Genomic DNA, 15,860 nt, shown 5'->3' with positions numbered 1-15,860 from the left:
CGTGCTCACGCTCACGGTCATCGTGGTCGCCGCGGTGTCGGGGGGCGACGACGGGCGCCGCACGACCACCACGACCACCGAGTACGCCGTCCTGCCGCCCGAGGCGACCGCCGTGCTCCGCGCGATCCGCACCGGCGGGCCGTTCCGCTACCGCCAGGACGGCAGCGTCTTCGCCAACCGCGAGGGACTCCTGCCCGAGCGCCCGCGCGGCTACTACCGCGAGTACACGGTCCCGACCCCGGGATCGCCGGACCGGGGCGCCCGGCGGATCGTCACCGGCGGCGACCCGCCGGAGGTCTCCTACTACAGCCGCGACCACTACGACAGCTTCACCCCGATCGCCAGCCAGCAACTGCCATGAGCGTCCTCACCGACCCCGCCACCGCCGCGACCTCCACGCCCGTCCCGGTCCTGCAGGACCGGCTCGACACGCTGCGCGCACAGGCACACGAGCTCGGCTTCACGATCGTCGACGTCGACCTGCACGACCACCCGGGCAGCGCGGACCTCGTCGCGCGCTTCGCCGGGCCGCTGCAGTTCCCCGACTGGGTCGGCTCGACGCTCGACGCGCTCACCGACGCGCTGCGCGACCTCTCCTGGCACGAGGCGCCCGGGTACCTCGTCGTCGTCGACGGGCCGCGCGACCCGCGGCTGGCCGGCGTGCTCCAGGACGCCGCCGAGTTCCAGGCGCAGGACGGGATCCCGTTCTGGGGCGTCTGGGTCGTCCCGCCGCCGCAGACCGGGCCGTGACCGCGACGCGGCTGCCCGACGGCTTCCTCGTCGGCCACTGGACGCACCCGGCCGGGCACACCGGCTGCACCGTGGTGCTCGCGCCCGGCGGCGCCACCGCGGGCGCCGAGGTCCGCGGCGGCGGCCCGGGGACCCGGGAGACCGACGTGCTCGCGCCCTCCAGCGCGCCGCGCGACGTCCACGGCGTCCTGCTCACCGGCGGCAGTGCCTTCGGGCTCGCGGCGGCGGACGGCGTCGTGCGCTGGCTGGCCGAGCGCGACCACGGCCACCTGACCCGCAGCGGCGTCCGCGTCCCGCTCGTGCCCGCGGCGGTCGTGTTCGATGCGGGGGCGCTGGACCCGGCGGGCCGCCCGGACGCCGCCGCCGGGCGCGCCGCGTGCGACGCGGCGAGCGCCGCAGTCCCCGGGCGCGGCCCGGTCGGAGCGGGAGCGGGCGTGGCGGCCGGCAAGCTGCTCGGGCCCGAGGGCTTCACCCGCACCGGGATCGGCGTCGCCAGCGACGACAGCGCCGGGGCGCTCGTCACCGCGATCGCGGTGGCCAACCCCGTCGGGGAGATCGTCGCCGCGGACGGCACCGTCCTGGCCGGGGCGCGCGACGCCGCCGGGCGCACGCGGCGGACCGTCGAGCTGCTGCGGGAGGGGGCGGCGTTCCAGCCGCCGGGGGAGGGGCGGGAGGCGACCGTCCTGGTCTGCGTCATGACCGACGCGGCCGTCGACCGCACCGGCGCCTGGCTGCTCGCCCGCGCCGCCACCTCGGGCGTGGCGCGCGCCGTGCACCCGGTCGCCACCCCGTACGACGGCGACGTCGTCTTCGCGCTCGCCCACGGGACGGTCGTCGCCGACCCGTTCGCGCTGCAGGTGAGCGCCGCCGAGGCCGCGGCCGCCGCGGTCCGCGACGCGGCACCGCGCTGAGCGGCCTCATCCGAACGGCGGGTCCTCGGCCCGCAGGCCCTGTCACGGCCGCCCGCGCCCTGATAGCCGTGGGCGGCACATGACGCCTGCCAGCGCGCGCGAGCGCGAGATCCTGCTCACCGGCGCGACCGGCTTCCTCGGCATGGAGCTGCTCCACCGCCTGCTGACGCGCACCGACCGGACCGTCCTCGCGCCCGTGCGCGCGGCCGACGACGCGGCCGCCGAGGGGCGGCTCGACACGGTGCTCGCCACGCTCCTGGGTCCGGACGCGGGCGCGCTGCGCCACCGCGTGCGGGCGGTCGCCGCCGACCTCGAGCAGCCCGGCCTCGGCCGCAGCGAGGCGCAGCGCCGGGCGCTCGTCGCCGGGGTCGACACGGTCGTCCACTGCGCCGCGTCGGTCGCGTTCACGCTGCCGCTGCCGGACGCGCGGCGCAGCAACGTCGACGGCACCCGGACGGTGCTCGAGCTCGCCGCGCTCGCGCCGGACCTCGACCGCGTCGTGCACGTGTCGACCGCGTACGTCGCCGGTGACCGTCCCGGCGTCGCGCACGAGCACGAGGGGGACGTCGGCCAGACCTCGCGCAACACCTACGAGCGCACGAAGCTCGAGGCGGAGGCGGTCGTCGCCGCCAGCGGCCTGCCGCACTGCGTGCTGCGCCCGAGCATCGTCGTCGGGGACGCGCACACCGGCTGGACGCCGGCGTTCAACGTCATCTACTGGCCGCTGCAGGCGCTCTCCCGCGGCCTGCTGCCCGTCATCCCCGGCGACCCTGGAGGCCGTGCCGACGTCGTGACCGTCGACGTCGTCGCCGACGCCCTGCTGCGCCTGGCCTGCCAGGAGCGCCGGACGGGCACGTTCCACGCCGCCGCGGGCGAGCTCGCGCCGACCGCGCAGGACCTCGTCGACCTCGCGGTCGGGCACTTCGGGATCGAGCCGCCGCGGTTCGTCGCGATCGGGGAGGCCCCGGACATCGAGCGGTACGCCGGCGCGTTCCTGCCGTACTTCCGGGTGCGCGGGAGCTTCGACCTGTCCCGCGGGCGCACGATCGGCGTCGCCCCGCGGCCGGTGCCGGAGGTGTTCGACACGCTCATGCGCCACGCCGTGCGCGCGCGCTGGGGTCGCACGCCGGTCGCGCGCTGGGAGGCGCAGGAGCTGCGCGCCGCCGCCTGAGCGGCGGCGGGCCTCAGGCGCCCTCGAGCGCCTCGAGCGGCCGGTTGCGGGCGACCGCCTCGCGGGCCGCCCGCGCCCGGGCATCGTCGAGCTGCTCGTCGAAGTCCTCGGCCGACGGGTCGAGCTCGGCGAGGATCAGCGGCGGTCCCGGGGCGCTGGCCGGCGGCAGCAGCGCGAGGACGACGAGCCCACCGGACTCCCGCTCCCCGATCGTCCAGTACGGGGAGCCGGTGCCGAGCTGGCGCCCGGCGAGCACGCGGGTGACGAGCAGTCCGACGGCGCCGCTGACGACCAGCAGCGCGAGGACGACGAGCAGGCCCTTCATCGGACGGGCGGGACGGGTCGGTGACACACGATCATCGGGTCCGTCGACGGTAGCGCGTCGCGGCCGCGACGGTGCGCCACGCCCGCCCACCGCGCGGGCTGCCACACTTCCTCCCCGATGCTCGGCGTCACCGTCTTCGGCCTGTCCATCACCGAGATCCTCCGTGACCTCGGCTACCTCGGCCTCGGCCTGCTGATGTTCGCCGAGACCGTGTTCCCGCCGATCCCGTCCGAGGCGGTGCTGCCGCTCGCCGGGTACCTCGTGGCGATCGACGAGTTCGGTCTCGTGCAGGTCGTGCTCGCGAGCACGCTCGGCTCGGTCGTCGGCGCGATGCTCCTGTACGAGGCGGCCGCCCGCGGCGGCCGGCCGTTCGCCGAGCGGTTCCTGAAGGTCGCCCGGCAGGACCTGCGCCGGCTCGAGCACGCCGAGGAGTGGTTCGAGCGCCGCGGCGCGATCGTCGTGGTCGTCGGCCGCTGCATCCCCGGCGTGCGCAGCCTCGTGTCACTGCCCGCGGGCGTCCTGCGGATGGGCCGCGTGAAGTACGTGGCGCTGACGACGCTCGGCTCGCTGATCTGGAACTGCGTGCTCGTCGGCATCGGCATGGCGCTCGGCTCCCGCTGGGAGGAGGTCGGCGACGTGATCGGCCCGCTGAGCAAGCCGCTGCTGGCGCTCGCGGTGCTCGGCACCGCCGCGTTCCTCCTGTACCGCGGGCTGCGCGCCCGGCGCGCTGCCGCCGGCGCGGGCGCGAGCTGAGCCGGACCGCGTCGGCGGCCCGGCGGGGCCCGTCTCAGTCCTCGGCGAGGACGATCAGCTTGTCGCGGCCCGTGCAGGGGAAGAGCGCCGACTTCGGCGGGCTGATCCGCACGCCGTAGGCCTCCGCGGCGTCCTCGGCCGCGGACGCGTCGCGGTAGCCGATCGCCGTCTCGCCGCGCTCCCGCGCGGCGGCCACGAGGGTCGCGAACGACACCGGCTCGCCGGGCGTCACGTAGGTGGAGGCGTCCCGCAGGTACACCTCCGAGCCCTCCGCGCTGAACAGCACGTCGAACACCTCGGCGAGGTGCTCGTTCTCGCTGATCTGGGCGAGCATCAGGCTGACGATCTGCTCGCTGACGATCACGTCGTCGACCTTCGTGACCTGGGCGAGCTCGCGGTTGCCCTCGTCGAGCATCTCCGACGCGATCGTCACGTGCTTGTCGGCCTTGTCGGTCAGCTCGCGCAGATGCAGCAGCGTCACGAGCGTCCGGGCGTCCGCGCGCTGCGGCACGAGGTCGTCGTCGCTCATCACGATCACGTGGTCGTAGGAGGGGACGTCGACCGCCTCGAGCGTCGAGCGGTCCGTCGGGACGCCCTCGATCGTGGAGGTCGTGAGGTTCGTCATCGTGCCCGCCCGGGCGATCGCCCGGACCATGCGCTGCTCGTCGGGGCCGAGCAGCACGACCTCCGAGCCCGGCGCGGAGAACGCGTTGAGCTCGCGGAGCACCGGGGCGGTCCGCCGGTTGACCCCGATGATCAGCGCCCGCCGGGGGACTCCGGCGGGGACTCCGCCCGTACGACGCGCGCCTCGTCCGGCGCGACGGTCGGCGCCTGCGCCGCGACGAGCACGCTGTCGTCGTCCGCCAGCGCGATGAGCTCGTCGCCCGCGCCGATGACCGTCGCGGCGTCGGGGTTGATCGTGACGCCCTCGGCCGTGCGCACCCCCATCACGGCGCACTCCTCGTACGCCAGCAGCGCCTCCCCGTAGGTGCGGCCCGTGAACGACTGGTCGTCACGGAAGTAGATCTCGGTGCCGTCGAAGTCCAGCAGCTCGACGTAGACCGCGGCGGCGCCCGCCTGCCGCGATGCCTGCACGATCAGCCGGGCGATCGTGTCGCCCTTGTCGACGATGACCGCCTCGTCGCCGCCGACGAGGTACGCGGCCTCGATGTTCGAGGGGTGCTCGATCTCCGCGACGATCCGGTACGGCTCCTCGCGGCGGTCCGGGCCGCGGGTGAGCGCGAGGATCGTCTTGATGACGCTCGTGTCCGGGTCCTCCTCCTCGGGGGACAGGACGATGATCGAACGGCAGTCGTGGTGGTTGACGATCGCGAGGTCGCGCAGGTTGATCGGGCTGCCCGTGCGGCAGACGATCTTCGTCCCGCGCATGTCCTCGATGCGCTCGCGGATCGCGTCCTCCATCTCGACCTTGTCCTTCTCGGCGAGGATGACGACGACCGGGTCGCGCTCGCTCTCGTTGGCGATCGACAGCTCCGAGAGGATCGTGAAGATCGTGTCCGACCAGCCCAGGATCAGCGTGTGGTCCTTCTCGAGGACGCTCGAGCGGCCCTTGCGCAGCTCGGCGAGCCGCTCGTCGAGCGTCGTGGCGAGCACGCCGATGAACGCGCTGAAGATCACGATGCCGCCGGCCGTGACGAAGAGTCCGAGGATGATGTAGCCGGTGCCGGTGTCGCCCGCGACCGTGCCGGAGTCGATCGTGTGCAGCAGCGCGTTGTACGCCGCCGTGATCGGGTTGTCCGTCGGGCCGGCGCCGAAGATCAGCGCGACCGCCGCGGTCACGACGACCATCAGCAGCACGGCGAGCCCGAGGTAGCCGATCAGGGCGCTCGGGCCGCGCGACATCGACGCGTCGAACGCGTACCGCGCGCGCTGGCCGAAGCTCGGCTCGGGTCGGGGTTTGGCCGGCCGGCGGAGGGGCGTGGAGGCGGCTGCCGCCCGCTGACGGCGGAGACGAGATGAGGAGGACAAGGCGCGACATTCTAGGGCGATGGGCCGCGGGAATCCTCGGACTTCTGTCCAACGGCAGCGCTCAGCGGCGCCAGCGGCGCTTCTTCCCGGGCTGCGGGCCGTCCGGCCCGACCTGCAGATCGCCGTCGATCAACTGCTTGGCGAGCCCGAGCGCCTGCGACCACATCGCGTCGAGCTGACGGCGCAGCTCGGCGTCCTGCGGCTCGTCGCCGGCCCGCAGCGCGCGCGGCGCCTCGGCCCCGACCGGATCCACGTACAGGTAGCGCCGTCCGCCCGGCCAGCTCACCGAGATGAGCACGCGATCGTCGGCGCGCAGCGCGGTCGCGAGCGCCAGGTCGTCGGTGGCCGCGATCGTCTGCTCGGCGGCGAGCGCGTGCTCCTCCACCCAGTCCGGGGGCCACTGCGGGAGCTCGGTCATCGCCGCGAACGCTAGCCCACCGGACGGTCTGGGACACTGCGCGCGTGCTCGCCATCGGTCTCACCCTTCTGGCGGTCGGCGTCGTCGCCGCCGTCGTGTGCTTCTTCTGGAAGCGGTCCTCCGACAAGACGGCCGGCTGGTGGACCGCGGTCGCCGCCGTCGACATCGAGACGGCGCTCGACGCCGGCGACGGCATCGCCGTGGCGGTCACCGGCACGACCGTCGCGCCCGCCGGTCCGGACGGCGCGCCGCAGAAGGACCCGACGCTCGGCACGCCCGCCGCCTGGTGGCGCGAGACCGTCACCGAGCACTGGGAGGAGCGCGTGCGGGTGAACCGCAGCGGCAACGACAGCGGTCCGGACCATCGCTGGGAGGAGCGCTCCAACACGATCTCCAGCCGCGAGAGCACCGCGCCGTTCGTCGTGCGCGACGGCGGCCGGGACCTCACGATCACCTTGCGCGACCTCGACGTCGAGGGCGATCTGCTGCAGTCGCGCGCCGACCGGGTCGCCGCCTCCGCCGGGGCCGCCTCGGGCGAGGGCGGGCTGGCGGCCACGATCCTCGCCGGGCTCACGCAGATGACCGCCGACCGCCGGGACCACTACGTCGAGACCCGGATCGACGTGCTGCCCGACGGGGTGCCGGTCCTCGTCGCCGGACGGATGGCGGGCACCACGCTCGTGGCCGACGCCGAGCACCGGCTGCAGGTCTGCGAGGGCACCGTCGAGGAGCGGCTCGGCGAGAGCCTCAAGAGCGCGGGGCGCGCCCGGCTCGGCCTGATCGCCGCCGGCGTCACGGCCGGGATCGGGGCGCTCCTGTCGGTCGTGGGCGCGATCGTCGGCTGAACGCCGACGCCACGATCCCCCCGGTCGGGGGTCGGCCGGTAACCACGTCCGGGCCGCGGGATACCGCAGCTCATGCCGCTGCGTGCTCCCGTCCGTCCCCGCACCGCCCGCCCGCGGGTCGGGCTCGTCCTCGGAGCGGGCGGCATCACCGGGATCGCCTGGCTCGCCGGCGCCCTCCGTGCCCTGCGGGAGCACGGCTACGACCCGGCGGACGCCGACCTGATCGCGGGCACGTCCGCCGGCGCGGTCGCCGCGACCGTGCTCGCCGCCGGACACGACCCGTGCGACCTGCTCGCCTTCGCCGAGGACCCCGGGCTGCTGCGCGAGGCGATCGTCGCGGCCACCGCGGGCCGCGGCCCGGAGGGCCTCGCGCTCCCGCTCCCGGGGTCCCTCGGGCTCGCCTCCAGCAGCCTCCTGCGGGGCGGCCCGCGCGGGCGGCTCGGCGCGCTCACCGGCCTGCTGCCCCGCGGCGTGCGCAGCAGCGACGAGATCCGCGGGCTCACGCACGCGGCGGCACGTTCGGGCTGGCCTGCGGACCGGCGCCTGTGGCTGCACACCTGGGACGTGCGCGCCGGGCGGCTCGTGACCTTCGGCCGGGACGGGGCGCCCGCGGCCACCGTCGCCGACGCGGTCGCGGCCTCCTGCGCCGTGCCGTCGTACTACCGGCCCGTGACGATCGGCGGTCGTCGCTACGTCGACGGCGGGATCCGCTCGCTGACGAACGCGGACCTGCTCGCCGGGGAACCGCTCGACACCGTCCTCGTGCTGACGCCGTTCTCCGCCCGCGAGCGCGGGCCGCTGCTCGACACGGCCGTCTACGGCCTGGCCCGGACGGCGACCGCAGCGCGGACCGGCCGCGAGCTCGACCGGCTGCGCGCCGCGGGGATGCACGCGGCGCTCCTGACGCCCGCCCCCGCGGACCTCCGCGCGATGGGCCTCAACCCGATGGACCGGGGCCGCAGCCGCCGCGTGCTCGAGACCGCGCACGCCTCGGTCGCCGCCCGGCTCGACGCGACGCTCGACGGCGTCCCGCTGCCCGCCGCGCGCCGGCGGCGGCGCCGCCATCTGCGCCTGGCGGCGTAGCCGCGGCCGGCTCCCGGACCCGTCCCGCCGGTGGCGGTCGGTACGGTGCGGGACGTGGTCCGCCCGACCCCACCCAGCCCGACCCCGCGCCGTCCACGCCCCGAGCCGTCCGCGTGACGCTGCTCGACGCGCTCCCCGACGAGCCGACCCCCGACGCGCTCTACGACGCCTTCACCGCCTGGGCGGCGGACGAGGGCCTGGAGCTCTACCCCCACCAGGACGAGGCCGCGATCGAGCTGTTCAGCGGCGCGAACGTCGTCCTCTCCACACCGACGGGCTCGGGCAAGTCGCTCGTGGCGGTCGCCGCACACGCCGCCGCCCTCGCCGAGGACCGGCGCACGTTCTACACCGCCCCGATCAAGGCGCTCGTGTCGGAGAAGTTCTTCGCGCTGTGCCGCACCTTCGGGGCCGAGAACGTCGGGATGCTCACCGGTGACGCGTCGGTCAACGCCGACGCCCCGGTGATCTGCTGCACCGCCGAGGTGCTCGCGAACATCGCGCTGCGCGAGGGCGCGGGAGCGGACGTCGGACAGGTCGTGATGGACGAGTTCCACTTCTACGCCGACGGGCAGCGTGGCTGGGCGTGGCAGGTGCCGCTGCTGACGCTCCCCGACGCGCAGTTCCTGCTGATGTCCGCGACGCTCGGCGACGTCCGCGCCATCGCCGACGACCTCACGCGCCGCACCGGCCGCGAGACCGCGCTGATCGCCGACGCGCCGCGGCCCGTGCCGCTGACGCACCGCTGGTCGCTGGAGCCGCTGCACGAGCTGCTCGAGGACCTCGTCGCCGAGGACCAGGCCCCGATCTACGTCGTGCACTTCACGCAGGCCGCCGCGATGGAGCGCGCCCAGGCGCTCCTGTCGGCGAAGCTCTGCAGCCGCGAGGAGCGCGACGCGATCGCCGACGAGCTCGGCGCGTTCCGCTTCACCGCGGGCTTCGGCCGGACGCTGTCGAAGCTCGTGCGGGGCGGCATCGGCGTCCACCACGCGGGGATGCTGCCGCGCTACCGGCGGCTCGTCGAGCAGCTCGCGCAGCAGGGGCTGCTGAAGGTCATCTGCGGCACCGACACGCTCGGGGTCGGGATCAACGTCCCGATCCGCACCGTGGTCCTCACGAGCCTCGCGAAGTACGACGGCACGAAGTCACGGCTGCTGAAGGCGCGCGAGTACCACCAGATCGCCGGGCGCGCGGGCCGCGCCGGGTTCGACACCGCGGGCACCGTGGTCGTGCAGGCCCCCGACCACGTGATCGAGCGGTACCGGGCGCTGCAGAAGGCGGGGGACGACCCGAAGAAGCGCCGCAAGGTCCAGACGAAGAAGCCGGCGGAGGGCGAGATCTCCTGGACCGAGGAGACGTTCGACCGGCTGCGCGAGGCCGCACCCGAGCCGCTGCAGTCCAAGCTGCGCGTCGACCACTCCACGATCCTCAACGTCGTCCACCAGCCGGCCGACCCGATCGAGGCGATGCGCGTCCTCGTGACCGACAACCACGAGGACGAGCGCGGTCGCGCGCGCCTGCTCGAGCAGGCCGTCGCGCTCGGCGACGAGCTGCTCGCCGCCGGCGTGCTCGAGTGGCTGCCCGAACCCGACGAGGACGGCCGCACGCTGCGCCTGGCCGTCGATCTCCAGGAGGACTTCGCGCTCAACCAGCCGCTCGCGTCGTTCGCGCTGCACGCGTTCACGCTGCTGGATCCCGACGAGGAGACCTACTCACTGGACCTCGTCTCGGTCGTCGAGGCGATCCTCGACGACCCGTTCCCGGTGCTGAAGGCGCAGGCCGGGAAGGCGCGCGGCGAGGCGATCGCCGCGATGAAGGAGGAGGGGATCGAGTACGAGGAGCGCATGGCGCTGCTGGAGGAGGTCACCTACCCGCAGCCGCTCGGGGAGGGCCTGCGCGACGCGCTGCGCGCCTACCGCGAGACGCGACCGTGGCTGCGCGAGTCCGACCTCTCCCCGAAGTCCGTGGTCCGCGACATGTGGGAGTCGGGCCGCAGCTTCACCGAGCTCGTCGCCGCCTACGGCCTGGCCCGCTCGGAGGGGCTCGTGCTGCGCTACCTCAGCGGGGCGTACCGGGCGCTGCGCCAGACGATCCCCGACGAGCTCGGCACCGCGGAGCTCGACGAGCTGATCGACTGGCTCGGCGAGACCGTGCGCCAGACCGACTCGAGCCTGCTGGACGAGTGGGAGGCGCTCACCGACCCGGACGCCGTCGAGCGCGCGGCGGCCGGCGCCCCGGCGCCGCCCCCGCGACCGATCACCGGCAACGAGCGGGCGTTCACCCGGATGGTCCGCAACGCGCTGTTCCAGCGCGTGCAGCTGATCGCGCGCGATGACGCCGACGGGCTCGCGGCGCTGGAGGCGGCGGCCGGGCAGCTGACCGACCCGCCGACCCGGCCGACGGTGACGCGCGCCGACTTCGCCGCGGGTCTCGACGCCCTCTGGGAGGAGTACGAGTGGATCGAGACCGGGCCGGACGCCCGCTCGCCCGAGCTGCTGCTCGTGACGCGCGGCCCGCAGGAGTGGGAGGTGCGCCAGATCCTCCTGGATCCCGACGCCAACCGGGACTTCTCGCTGCTCGTGCGCGTCGACCTCGACGCCTCGGACCTCGCGGGAGAGCCGGTGGTCCGGACCGTCGCGTTCGGCCGGACCTGAGCGCGACGGAACGGCCGGGCGCTAGGCGGAGCGGTCGCCGAGGGTCGGCTTGACCGGCGAGACGAGGTCGCAGACGAGCAGCAGCAGCGGGGCGACGGTCAGCAGCACGACGACGATCAGGGCGAGCGACACGGGGAGACCTCTCGGAGGGGGAACGGTGGTCGGTGACCGCCGGGCTGGTCGTTCCGGCCGTCCCTGCCGGTGTCGGCAGCCGCCGGGCGAACCTTGAGCGCTCGTGGAGTCAGAGCACGCCGACGACGCGGAGCGCCGTCACGAGCACGGCCGCGAGAACCGCCAGCAGGGTGACGCCGACGGCGACCGAGCCGACGACGAGCACGGTGCGGGTGCGGCGCGCGACCGTGCGCCCGCGGTGCCGCACGACCGCGGGGAGCCGCTGCTCCTCGACCAGCTGGACGAGCGCGCCGCGCGCCCCGGTGCCGAACCGCCGGCGCTCGAGCTCGTGCACCCGCGCGGTCCAGCGGACCACGTGCTGCTGCGCCTCGCGGCGGCGGCGCCGGTGGCGCGGGCCCCGGCCGGTGGCACGCAGGCGCCGCTCCCAGTAGCGGAGCGAGGAGCGGGCGTCCTGCAGCTCGTCCTCGAGGTCGTCGGGGGTGCGGGCGGCGAGGCTGGCGATCATCCGATGGTACGCGACGGTGGACGGGGGCCGGCCCGGTCACCGGACCGGGCCGACGAGGGGCTCAGCGGCGGCGACGGCCGCGGCCGTGGTGCCGTCGCCCGGTGATCGCGGCGCCGACCGAGTGCTTGGCCAGGCCGCTGAGGTCGAGCCGGTCGACGAGCCGCTGCAGCTGCCGGCGGTCGCGCGCCGAGAGCGTGCTCGGGCGACCGCCGCTGCGCTTGACGAGCTCGAACAGCTGACGCCGCTCGGTGGGGGACAGGCGCGAGGTGACGTGCGAGTGGGCCTCGCGGCCGACGTCCAGGGCGATGAGCCACGGGACGACCCGCTTGGCCGCGACCCGCGAGGCGGGACGCCGCAGCAGGCTCACCGCGCACCCCGCGCCGTCACGCGGCGCAGCAGCGAGCGGCGGGGCGGGTGCTCGCCGGTCAGGCGGTACTGGAGCTTGCGCGCCAGGGGCGGCGCGACGAGCTTGAGGATCTTCCAGGTGATGCGTCCGAGCAGCTGGTACATGGTGGCCTCCTGATGGGGGAAGAGGTGGCGGGCGGCGACGCCGGACGGGGCGCCGCCGACCCGGGACGACGGGCTACTTGCCGAGGACGTCCTTGACCTTGTCGGTGACCTTCTCGGCGGTCTCCTTGACCTTGTCGACCGCCTGGTCGACCTGGCCCTCGCGCTTGAGATCGTCGTCACCGGTCAGCTTGCCGGTGGTCTCCTTGGCCTTGCCTGCGAGATCCGTCATGGGTGCTCCTTCGGTGTCGTGATGAGGGGGGATGCGACGATCGAGGAGTACCCGCTTGCACGCGCAACCAACCGGGGTGGCGGGCGTCGATGGCGCGTCGGCGCGCCCCGCGTCCGCGACCCTGGAGGGATGAGCGCGTTTCCTCCCGGGTTCTTCGACCGGCTCGACCCGTCGCCCGACGCGGCGTTCTACCTGCCCGAGCGGCTCGTGCACCACATCGACGACGAGGCGGTCCGCGCGGTCGGCGACCTGTACGAGGAGCTCGGGGTCGATCGCGGGACCGTGCTGGACCTCATGTCCTCGTGGGTCTCGCACTTCCACGTGCCGCCGGAGGAGCTCGTCGTGCTCGGGATGAACGAGGCGGAGCTGCGCGCCAACGGCGCCGCGTCCCGCTGCGTCGTGCACGACCTCAACGCCGTGCCGGACCTGCCGTTCGACGCCGACAGCTTCGACCACGCGGTCTGCTGCGTGAGCGTCGACTACCTGACCTCGCCGCTGGAGGTCTTCGCCGAGGTCGCCCAGGTGCTGCGACCCGGAGGCCTGTTCGTCTGCACGTTCTCCAACCGCTGCTTCCCGACCAAGGCGATCCGGGGATGGCTCGCCGCGCGCGAGTCCGAGCGCGTCGCGATCGTGCGCCGCTACTTCGAGCTGACCGACGGCTTCGGGCCACCGAGCGCCGACCTGCGCACGCCACCCCACGGCGACGGCGACCCGCTCTGGGCGGTCTGGGCGGCCGCCCGCTGAGCGGGGCCGCTCAGCCCGGCGGGTGCAGCTCGCGGACGCGCGCGTCCGCGTCGGTGGCGACCTGCGCGCTGGCCTGCGCCACCTCGCGCAGGCGCTCGCGCAGCGCCGGATCGGTCGCGCCGAGGATCCGTGCGGCGAGCAGCCCGGCGTTGCGGCCGTTGCCGACCGCGACGGTCGCGACCGGGACCCCGCCGGGCATCTGCACGATCGACAGCAGGCTGTCGAGGCCGTCGAGGTAGCGCAGCGGCACGGGCACCCCGATGACCGGGAGGACGGTGACGGCCGCCAGCATGCCCGGGAGGTGCGCGGCGCCGCCGGCCCCGGCGATGATCGCCTCGAGGCCGCGCGCCTCGGCCTGCTCCCCGTACTCGATCATCGCCTGCGGCGTGCGGTGGGCGGACACGACCCGCACCTCGTGGGGGATCCCGAGCTCCGCCAGTGCGACGGCGGCCTTCTCCATGACCGGCAGGTCGGAGTCGCTGCCCATGACGATCCCGACGCGCGGGGCGCTCATGCCAGGGCCTCCGCGGCCGCACGGGCCGTCGCGAGGGCGGTGTCGGGATCGGGGCCGGTGGCGTTCACGTGGCCGAGCTTACGGCCCGCGGCCGGCGCCTTCCCGTACAGGTGCACGTGCGCCCCGGGGACCGCCAGCGCGTCGGGGAGGCCGCGCGCCGGGTCGCCACCGTCCGCGGGGCCGAGCACGTTGACCATCGCGGCGGCCGGCGCGACGAGCGCCGGGTCGCCGAGCGGCCAGTCCAGGACGGCGCGCAGGTGCTGCTCGAACTGGGAGGTCACGCAGCCGTCGATCGACAGGTGCCCGGTGTTGTGCGGGCGCAGCGCGAGCTCGCAGATGAGGAGCTCGCCGCCCTCGTCGAACAGCTCGACCGCCATCAGGCCCTCGAGACCGACCGCCTCGGCGAGGCGCTCGGCGAGCGCGACCGCGGCGGGCTCCGCGTCGCCGGCGGCGGCGACGACCTCGCGGCAGATGCCGTCCTCCTGGTAGGTGCGCAGGACGGGGAAGGTGGCGACCTGCCCGCCCGGTCGGCGGGCGACGATGACCGCGATCTCGCGGTCGATCGCGACGAGCCGCTCGGCGAGCATCGTGCGACCGACCTGCTCGAGCACGCCGGTCGCCTCGGCGAGGTCGTCGCAGACCCACACGCCGCGCCCGTCGTAGCCGCCCGTCGGGGTCTTCAGCACGAGCGGCCAGCCGAGCGTGTCGCCGGCCGCGGCGAGCTGCTGCGCGTCGTCGACGAGCGTGTGGTCGGGCACCGGGAAGCCGAGCCGCACGAACTCGGCGCGCGCGTGCGCCTTGTCGGCGGCGAGGCGCATGACCCGCGGGTGCGGTCGCACGACGACGCCCTCCTGCGCGAGCGCCTCGAGCGCGTCGAGGTCGACGTGCTCGATCTCGTAGGAGACGACGTCGACCGCCTCGGCGAGCGCGCGCAGGTCACCCGCGTCGTGCCCGGAGCCCTCGATCAGCCGGGCGCCCGCGGCGCCGGCGGCGGAGTCGGCGGCGGAGCCGAGCGCGACGACCTGCACGCCGAGGCCGATCGCGGCCTGGTGGGACATCCGGGCCAGCTGTCCGGCGCCGACGAGTCCGACGCGGGCGGTGGGCGGGGCGGAGCGCTTGGACATCCGCCCGATCTTATGGGGGGCCTAGACCACCTGCGCGGCGGCGTGCCCGGAGGCCCACGCCCACTGGAAGTTGAAGCCCCCGAGGTGCCCGGCGATGTCGAGCACCTCGCCGACGAAGTAGAGGCCGGGCGCGCGGCGCGACTCCATCGTGCGCGGGGAGATCTCCGCGGTGTCGACGCCGCCGAGCGTGACCTCCGCGGTGCGGTAGCCCTCCGTTCCGGCGGGGACGACCTCCCAGTGCGCGAGCCGCCCGGCGATCTCCCGCAGCTCGGCGGGCGTGTGCTGCTTCATCGGGCGCGAGCCGAACCAGCGGTCGGCCAGCTGCGCGGCCATCTTCTTCGTGAAGACCTCCGCCAGGACGGTCCGCAGCTCTCCGTCGGGCCGGGCGGCCTGACGCTCCTGCAGCCAGTCGAGCGCGTCACGGTCGGGCAGCAGGTCGATCTCGACGGCGTCCCCGAGGTGCCAGAACGAGGAGATCTGGAGGATCGCCGGCCCGCTGAGGCCGCGGTGGGTGAAGAGGACGTTCTCGCGGAAGCTGTGCTCGCCGCAGCGCACGACGGCGGCGACCGACGTGCCGGTCAGCTCGACGCACAGCTCCTTGAGCTGGTCGGTGATGATGAACGGCACGAGGCCCGCTCGGGTGGGGAGGACGCGGTGCCCGAACTGCTCGGCGATCTCGTAGCCGAACCCGGTCGAGCCGAGCGTCGGGATCGACAGGCCGCCGGTCGCGACGACGACCGACGGGGCCCGCACGGGGCCGAGGTCCGTGTCGAGCCGGTAGCCGTCCTCCTGGCGCTCGATCCGCTGCACCGACGTGGAGACGTGCAGCTCGACCGCGGCGCGCCGGCACTCCTCGAGCAGCAGGCCGAGGATGTCCTTGGAGCGGTTGTCGCAGAACAGCTGCCCGAGCTTCTTCTCATGGTAGGGGACGCCATGCTCGGCGACGAGCGCGACGAAGTCCCAGGGCGTGTAGCGGGCCAGCGCGGACTTGCAGAAGTGCGGGTTCTCCGCCTGGGAGAAGTAGTTGGCGGGCTCCGCGTACATGTTCGTGAAGTTGCAGCGCCCGCCGCCCGACATGAGGATCTTCTTGCCGGGCTTGTTGGACCGCTCGATCACGAGCACGCGGCGGCCGCGCCGGCCGGCGGTCAGCGCGCACATGAGACCGGCCGCGCCGGCCCCGATGATCACCACGTCGACGTCGCGCAC

General features: G+C 74.9%; 20 protein-coding genes. 9 read left to right on the top strand and 11 right to left on the bottom strand.

What is annotated here, in order from left to right; genetic code table 11:
* The first annotated feature begins 34 nt into the window (after positions 1-34).
* The 4 genes from GKE82_RS02855 to GKE82_RS02840 all read left to right on the top strand — a co-directional run bounded on the left by GKE82_RS02855 (position 35) and on the right by GKE82_RS02840 (position 2,832).
* On the top strand, positions 35-361 hold the full coding sequence (locus tag GKE82_RS02855) for a ribonuclease domain-containing protein (RefSeq protein WP_375337034.1): 327 nt from the start codon (positions 35-37) through the stop codon (positions 359-361).
* Positions 358-750 carry a barstar family protein gene (locus GKE82_RS02850; protein WP_107571114.1) on the top strand — a complete coding sequence of 131 codons (393 nt, stop codon included), beginning with the start codon at positions 358-360 and terminating at the stop codon, positions 748-750. The genes GKE82_RS02855 and GKE82_RS02850 overlap by 4 nt, the downstream gene beginning before the upstream one ends.
* The gene (locus GKE82_RS02845; RefSeq protein WP_309233356.1) at positions 747-1,661 is read left to right on the top strand and encodes a P1 family peptidase; all 915 of its coding nucleotides are present in this window, start codon (positions 747-749) and stop codon (positions 1,659-1,661) included. Before GKE82_RS02850 ends, GKE82_RS02845 begins: the two co-directional genes overlap by 4 nt.
* A 79-nt stretch (positions 1,662-1,740) precedes the next feature.
* Entirely contained in the window at positions 1,741-2,832 is a 1,092-nt protein-coding gene (locus GKE82_RS02840) for an SDR family oxidoreductase (protein WP_154732265.1), read from the top strand.
* Between the two features lie 13 nt (positions 2,833-2,845).
* Here the strand turns inward: GKE82_RS02840 and GKE82_RS02835 are convergent, their stop codons facing one another.
* Positions 2,846-3,184, bottom strand: a complete 339-nt coding sequence (locus tag GKE82_RS02835) for a hypothetical protein (protein WP_154732264.1) — start codon at positions 3,182-3,184, stop codon at positions 2,846-2,848.
* 90 nt (positions 3,185-3,274) lie between these two features.
* Here GKE82_RS02835 and GKE82_RS02830 point away from each other — a divergent pair, with 90 nt between their 5' ends.
* Positions 3,275-3,910, top strand: coding sequence for a DedA family protein (locus tag GKE82_RS02830; protein ID WP_107571110.1), 636 nt, complete (start codon positions 3,275-3,277; stop codon positions 3,908-3,910).
* A 34-nt stretch (positions 3,911-3,944) separates the two neighbouring features.
* On the opposite strand, the gene GKE82_RS02825 is transcribed toward GKE82_RS02830, so the two are convergent.
* The 3 genes from GKE82_RS02825 to GKE82_RS02815 all read right to left on the bottom strand — a co-directional run bounded on the left by GKE82_RS02825 (position 3,945) and on the right by GKE82_RS02815 (position 6,317).
* The gene (locus GKE82_RS02825) at positions 3,945-4,637 is read right to left on the bottom strand and encodes an NAD-binding protein (protein WP_196189035.1); all 693 of its coding nucleotides are present in this window, start codon (positions 4,635-4,637) and stop codon (positions 3,945-3,947) included.
* 29 nt (positions 4,638-4,666) lie between these two features.
* Positions 4,667-5,773, bottom strand: a complete 1,107-nt coding sequence (locus GKE82_RS02820) for a hypothetical protein (RefSeq protein ID WP_154732262.1) — start codon at positions 5,771-5,773, stop codon at positions 4,667-4,669.
* Between the two features lie 187 nt (positions 5,774-5,960).
* Complete coding sequence (locus tag GKE82_RS02815) at positions 5,961-6,317, bottom strand: hypothetical protein (RefSeq protein WP_154732261.1); 357 nt, start codon at positions 6,315-6,317, stop codon at positions 5,961-5,963.
* Positions 6,318-6,361: 44 nt separating this feature from the next.
* On the opposite strand from GKE82_RS02815, the gene GKE82_RS02810 reads away from it, so the two are divergent.
* From GKE82_RS02810 to GKE82_RS02800, 3 genes are all read left to right on the top strand, one after another.
* Positions 6,362-7,162: a hypothetical protein gene (locus GKE82_RS02810; RefSeq protein WP_107571107.1), complete on the top strand. Its 801-nt coding sequence runs from the start codon at positions 6,362-6,364 to the stop codon at positions 7,160-7,162.
* 72 nt (positions 7,163-7,234) lie between these two features.
* Entirely contained in the window at positions 7,235-8,245 is a 1,011-nt protein-coding gene (locus GKE82_RS27780) for a patatin-like phospholipase family protein (protein WP_154732260.1), read from the top strand.
* Between the two features lie 113 nt (positions 8,246-8,358).
* Entirely contained in the window at positions 8,359-10,896 is a 2,538-nt protein-coding gene (locus GKE82_RS02800; protein ID WP_309233355.1) for a DUF3516 domain-containing protein, read from the top strand.
* A gap of 241 nt (positions 10,897-11,137) precedes the next feature.
* Here GKE82_RS02800 and GKE82_RS02795 read toward each other — a convergent pair whose 3' ends face one another.
* The 4 genes from GKE82_RS02795 to GKE82_RS02780 form a co-directional block, all read right to left on the bottom strand.
* On the bottom strand, positions 11,138-11,533 hold the full coding sequence (locus GKE82_RS02795; RefSeq protein WP_107571104.1) for a hypothetical protein: 396 nt from the start codon (positions 11,531-11,533) through the stop codon (positions 11,138-11,140).
* A 61-nt stretch (positions 11,534-11,594) separates the two neighbouring features.
* On the bottom strand, positions 11,595-11,900 hold the full coding sequence (locus GKE82_RS02790; RefSeq protein WP_107571103.1) for a hypothetical protein: 306 nt from the start codon (positions 11,898-11,900) through the stop codon (positions 11,595-11,597).
* The gene (locus tag GKE82_RS02785) at positions 11,897-12,043 is read right to left on the bottom strand and encodes a hypothetical protein (RefSeq protein ID WP_154732259.1); all 147 of its coding nucleotides are present in this window, start codon (positions 12,041-12,043) and stop codon (positions 11,897-11,899) included. Before GKE82_RS02785 ends, GKE82_RS02790 begins: the two co-directional genes overlap by 4 nt.
* A gap of 73 nt (positions 12,044-12,116) precedes the next feature.
* A complete protein-coding gene (locus tag GKE82_RS02780; protein ID WP_107571102.1) occupies positions 12,117-12,272 on the bottom strand; it encodes a CsbD family protein in 156 nt (51 codons plus the stop codon).
* A gap of 129 nt (positions 12,273-12,401) precedes the next feature.
* Here GKE82_RS02780 and GKE82_RS02775 point away from each other — a divergent pair, with 129 nt between their 5' ends.
* Positions 12,402-13,016: a class I SAM-dependent methyltransferase gene (locus GKE82_RS02775; RefSeq protein WP_154732258.1), complete on the top strand. Its 615-nt coding sequence runs from the start codon at positions 12,402-12,404 to the stop codon at positions 13,014-13,016.
* Between the two features lie 10 nt (positions 13,017-13,026).
* Here GKE82_RS02775 and purE read toward each other — a convergent pair whose 3' ends face one another.
* Genes purE through GKE82_RS02760 form a run of 3 tightly spaced genes read right to left on the bottom strand, consistent with a single transcriptional unit; the run spans position 13,027 to position 15,860 of the window.
* On the bottom strand, positions 13,027-13,530 hold the full coding sequence (gene purE, locus GKE82_RS02770; RefSeq protein WP_107571100.1) for a 5-(carboxyamino)imidazole ribonucleotide mutase: 504 nt from the start codon (positions 13,528-13,530) through the stop codon (positions 13,027-13,029).
* Positions 13,527-14,654 carry a 5-(carboxyamino)imidazole ribonucleotide synthase gene (locus tag GKE82_RS02765; RefSeq protein ID WP_107571099.1) on the bottom strand — a complete coding sequence of 376 codons (1,128 nt, stop codon included), beginning with the start codon at positions 14,652-14,654 and terminating at the stop codon, positions 13,527-13,529. Before GKE82_RS02765 ends, purE begins: the two co-directional genes overlap by 4 nt.
* 21 nt (positions 14,655-14,675) lie before the next feature.
* Complete coding sequence (locus GKE82_RS02760) at positions 14,676-15,860, bottom strand: NAD(P)/FAD-dependent oxidoreductase (RefSeq protein ID WP_309233354.1); 1,185 nt, start codon at positions 15,858-15,860, stop codon at positions 14,676-14,678.

This window comes from Conexibacter sp. W3-3-2, from assembly GCF_009707605.1.
Classification (GTDB): Bacteria; Actinomycetota; Thermoleophilia; order Solirubrobacterales; family Solirubrobacteraceae; genus Paraconexibacter; species Paraconexibacter algicola.
Note: the sequence above shows the minus strand (reverse complement) of the source record. Positions and strands in the feature narration are given on the sequence as shown.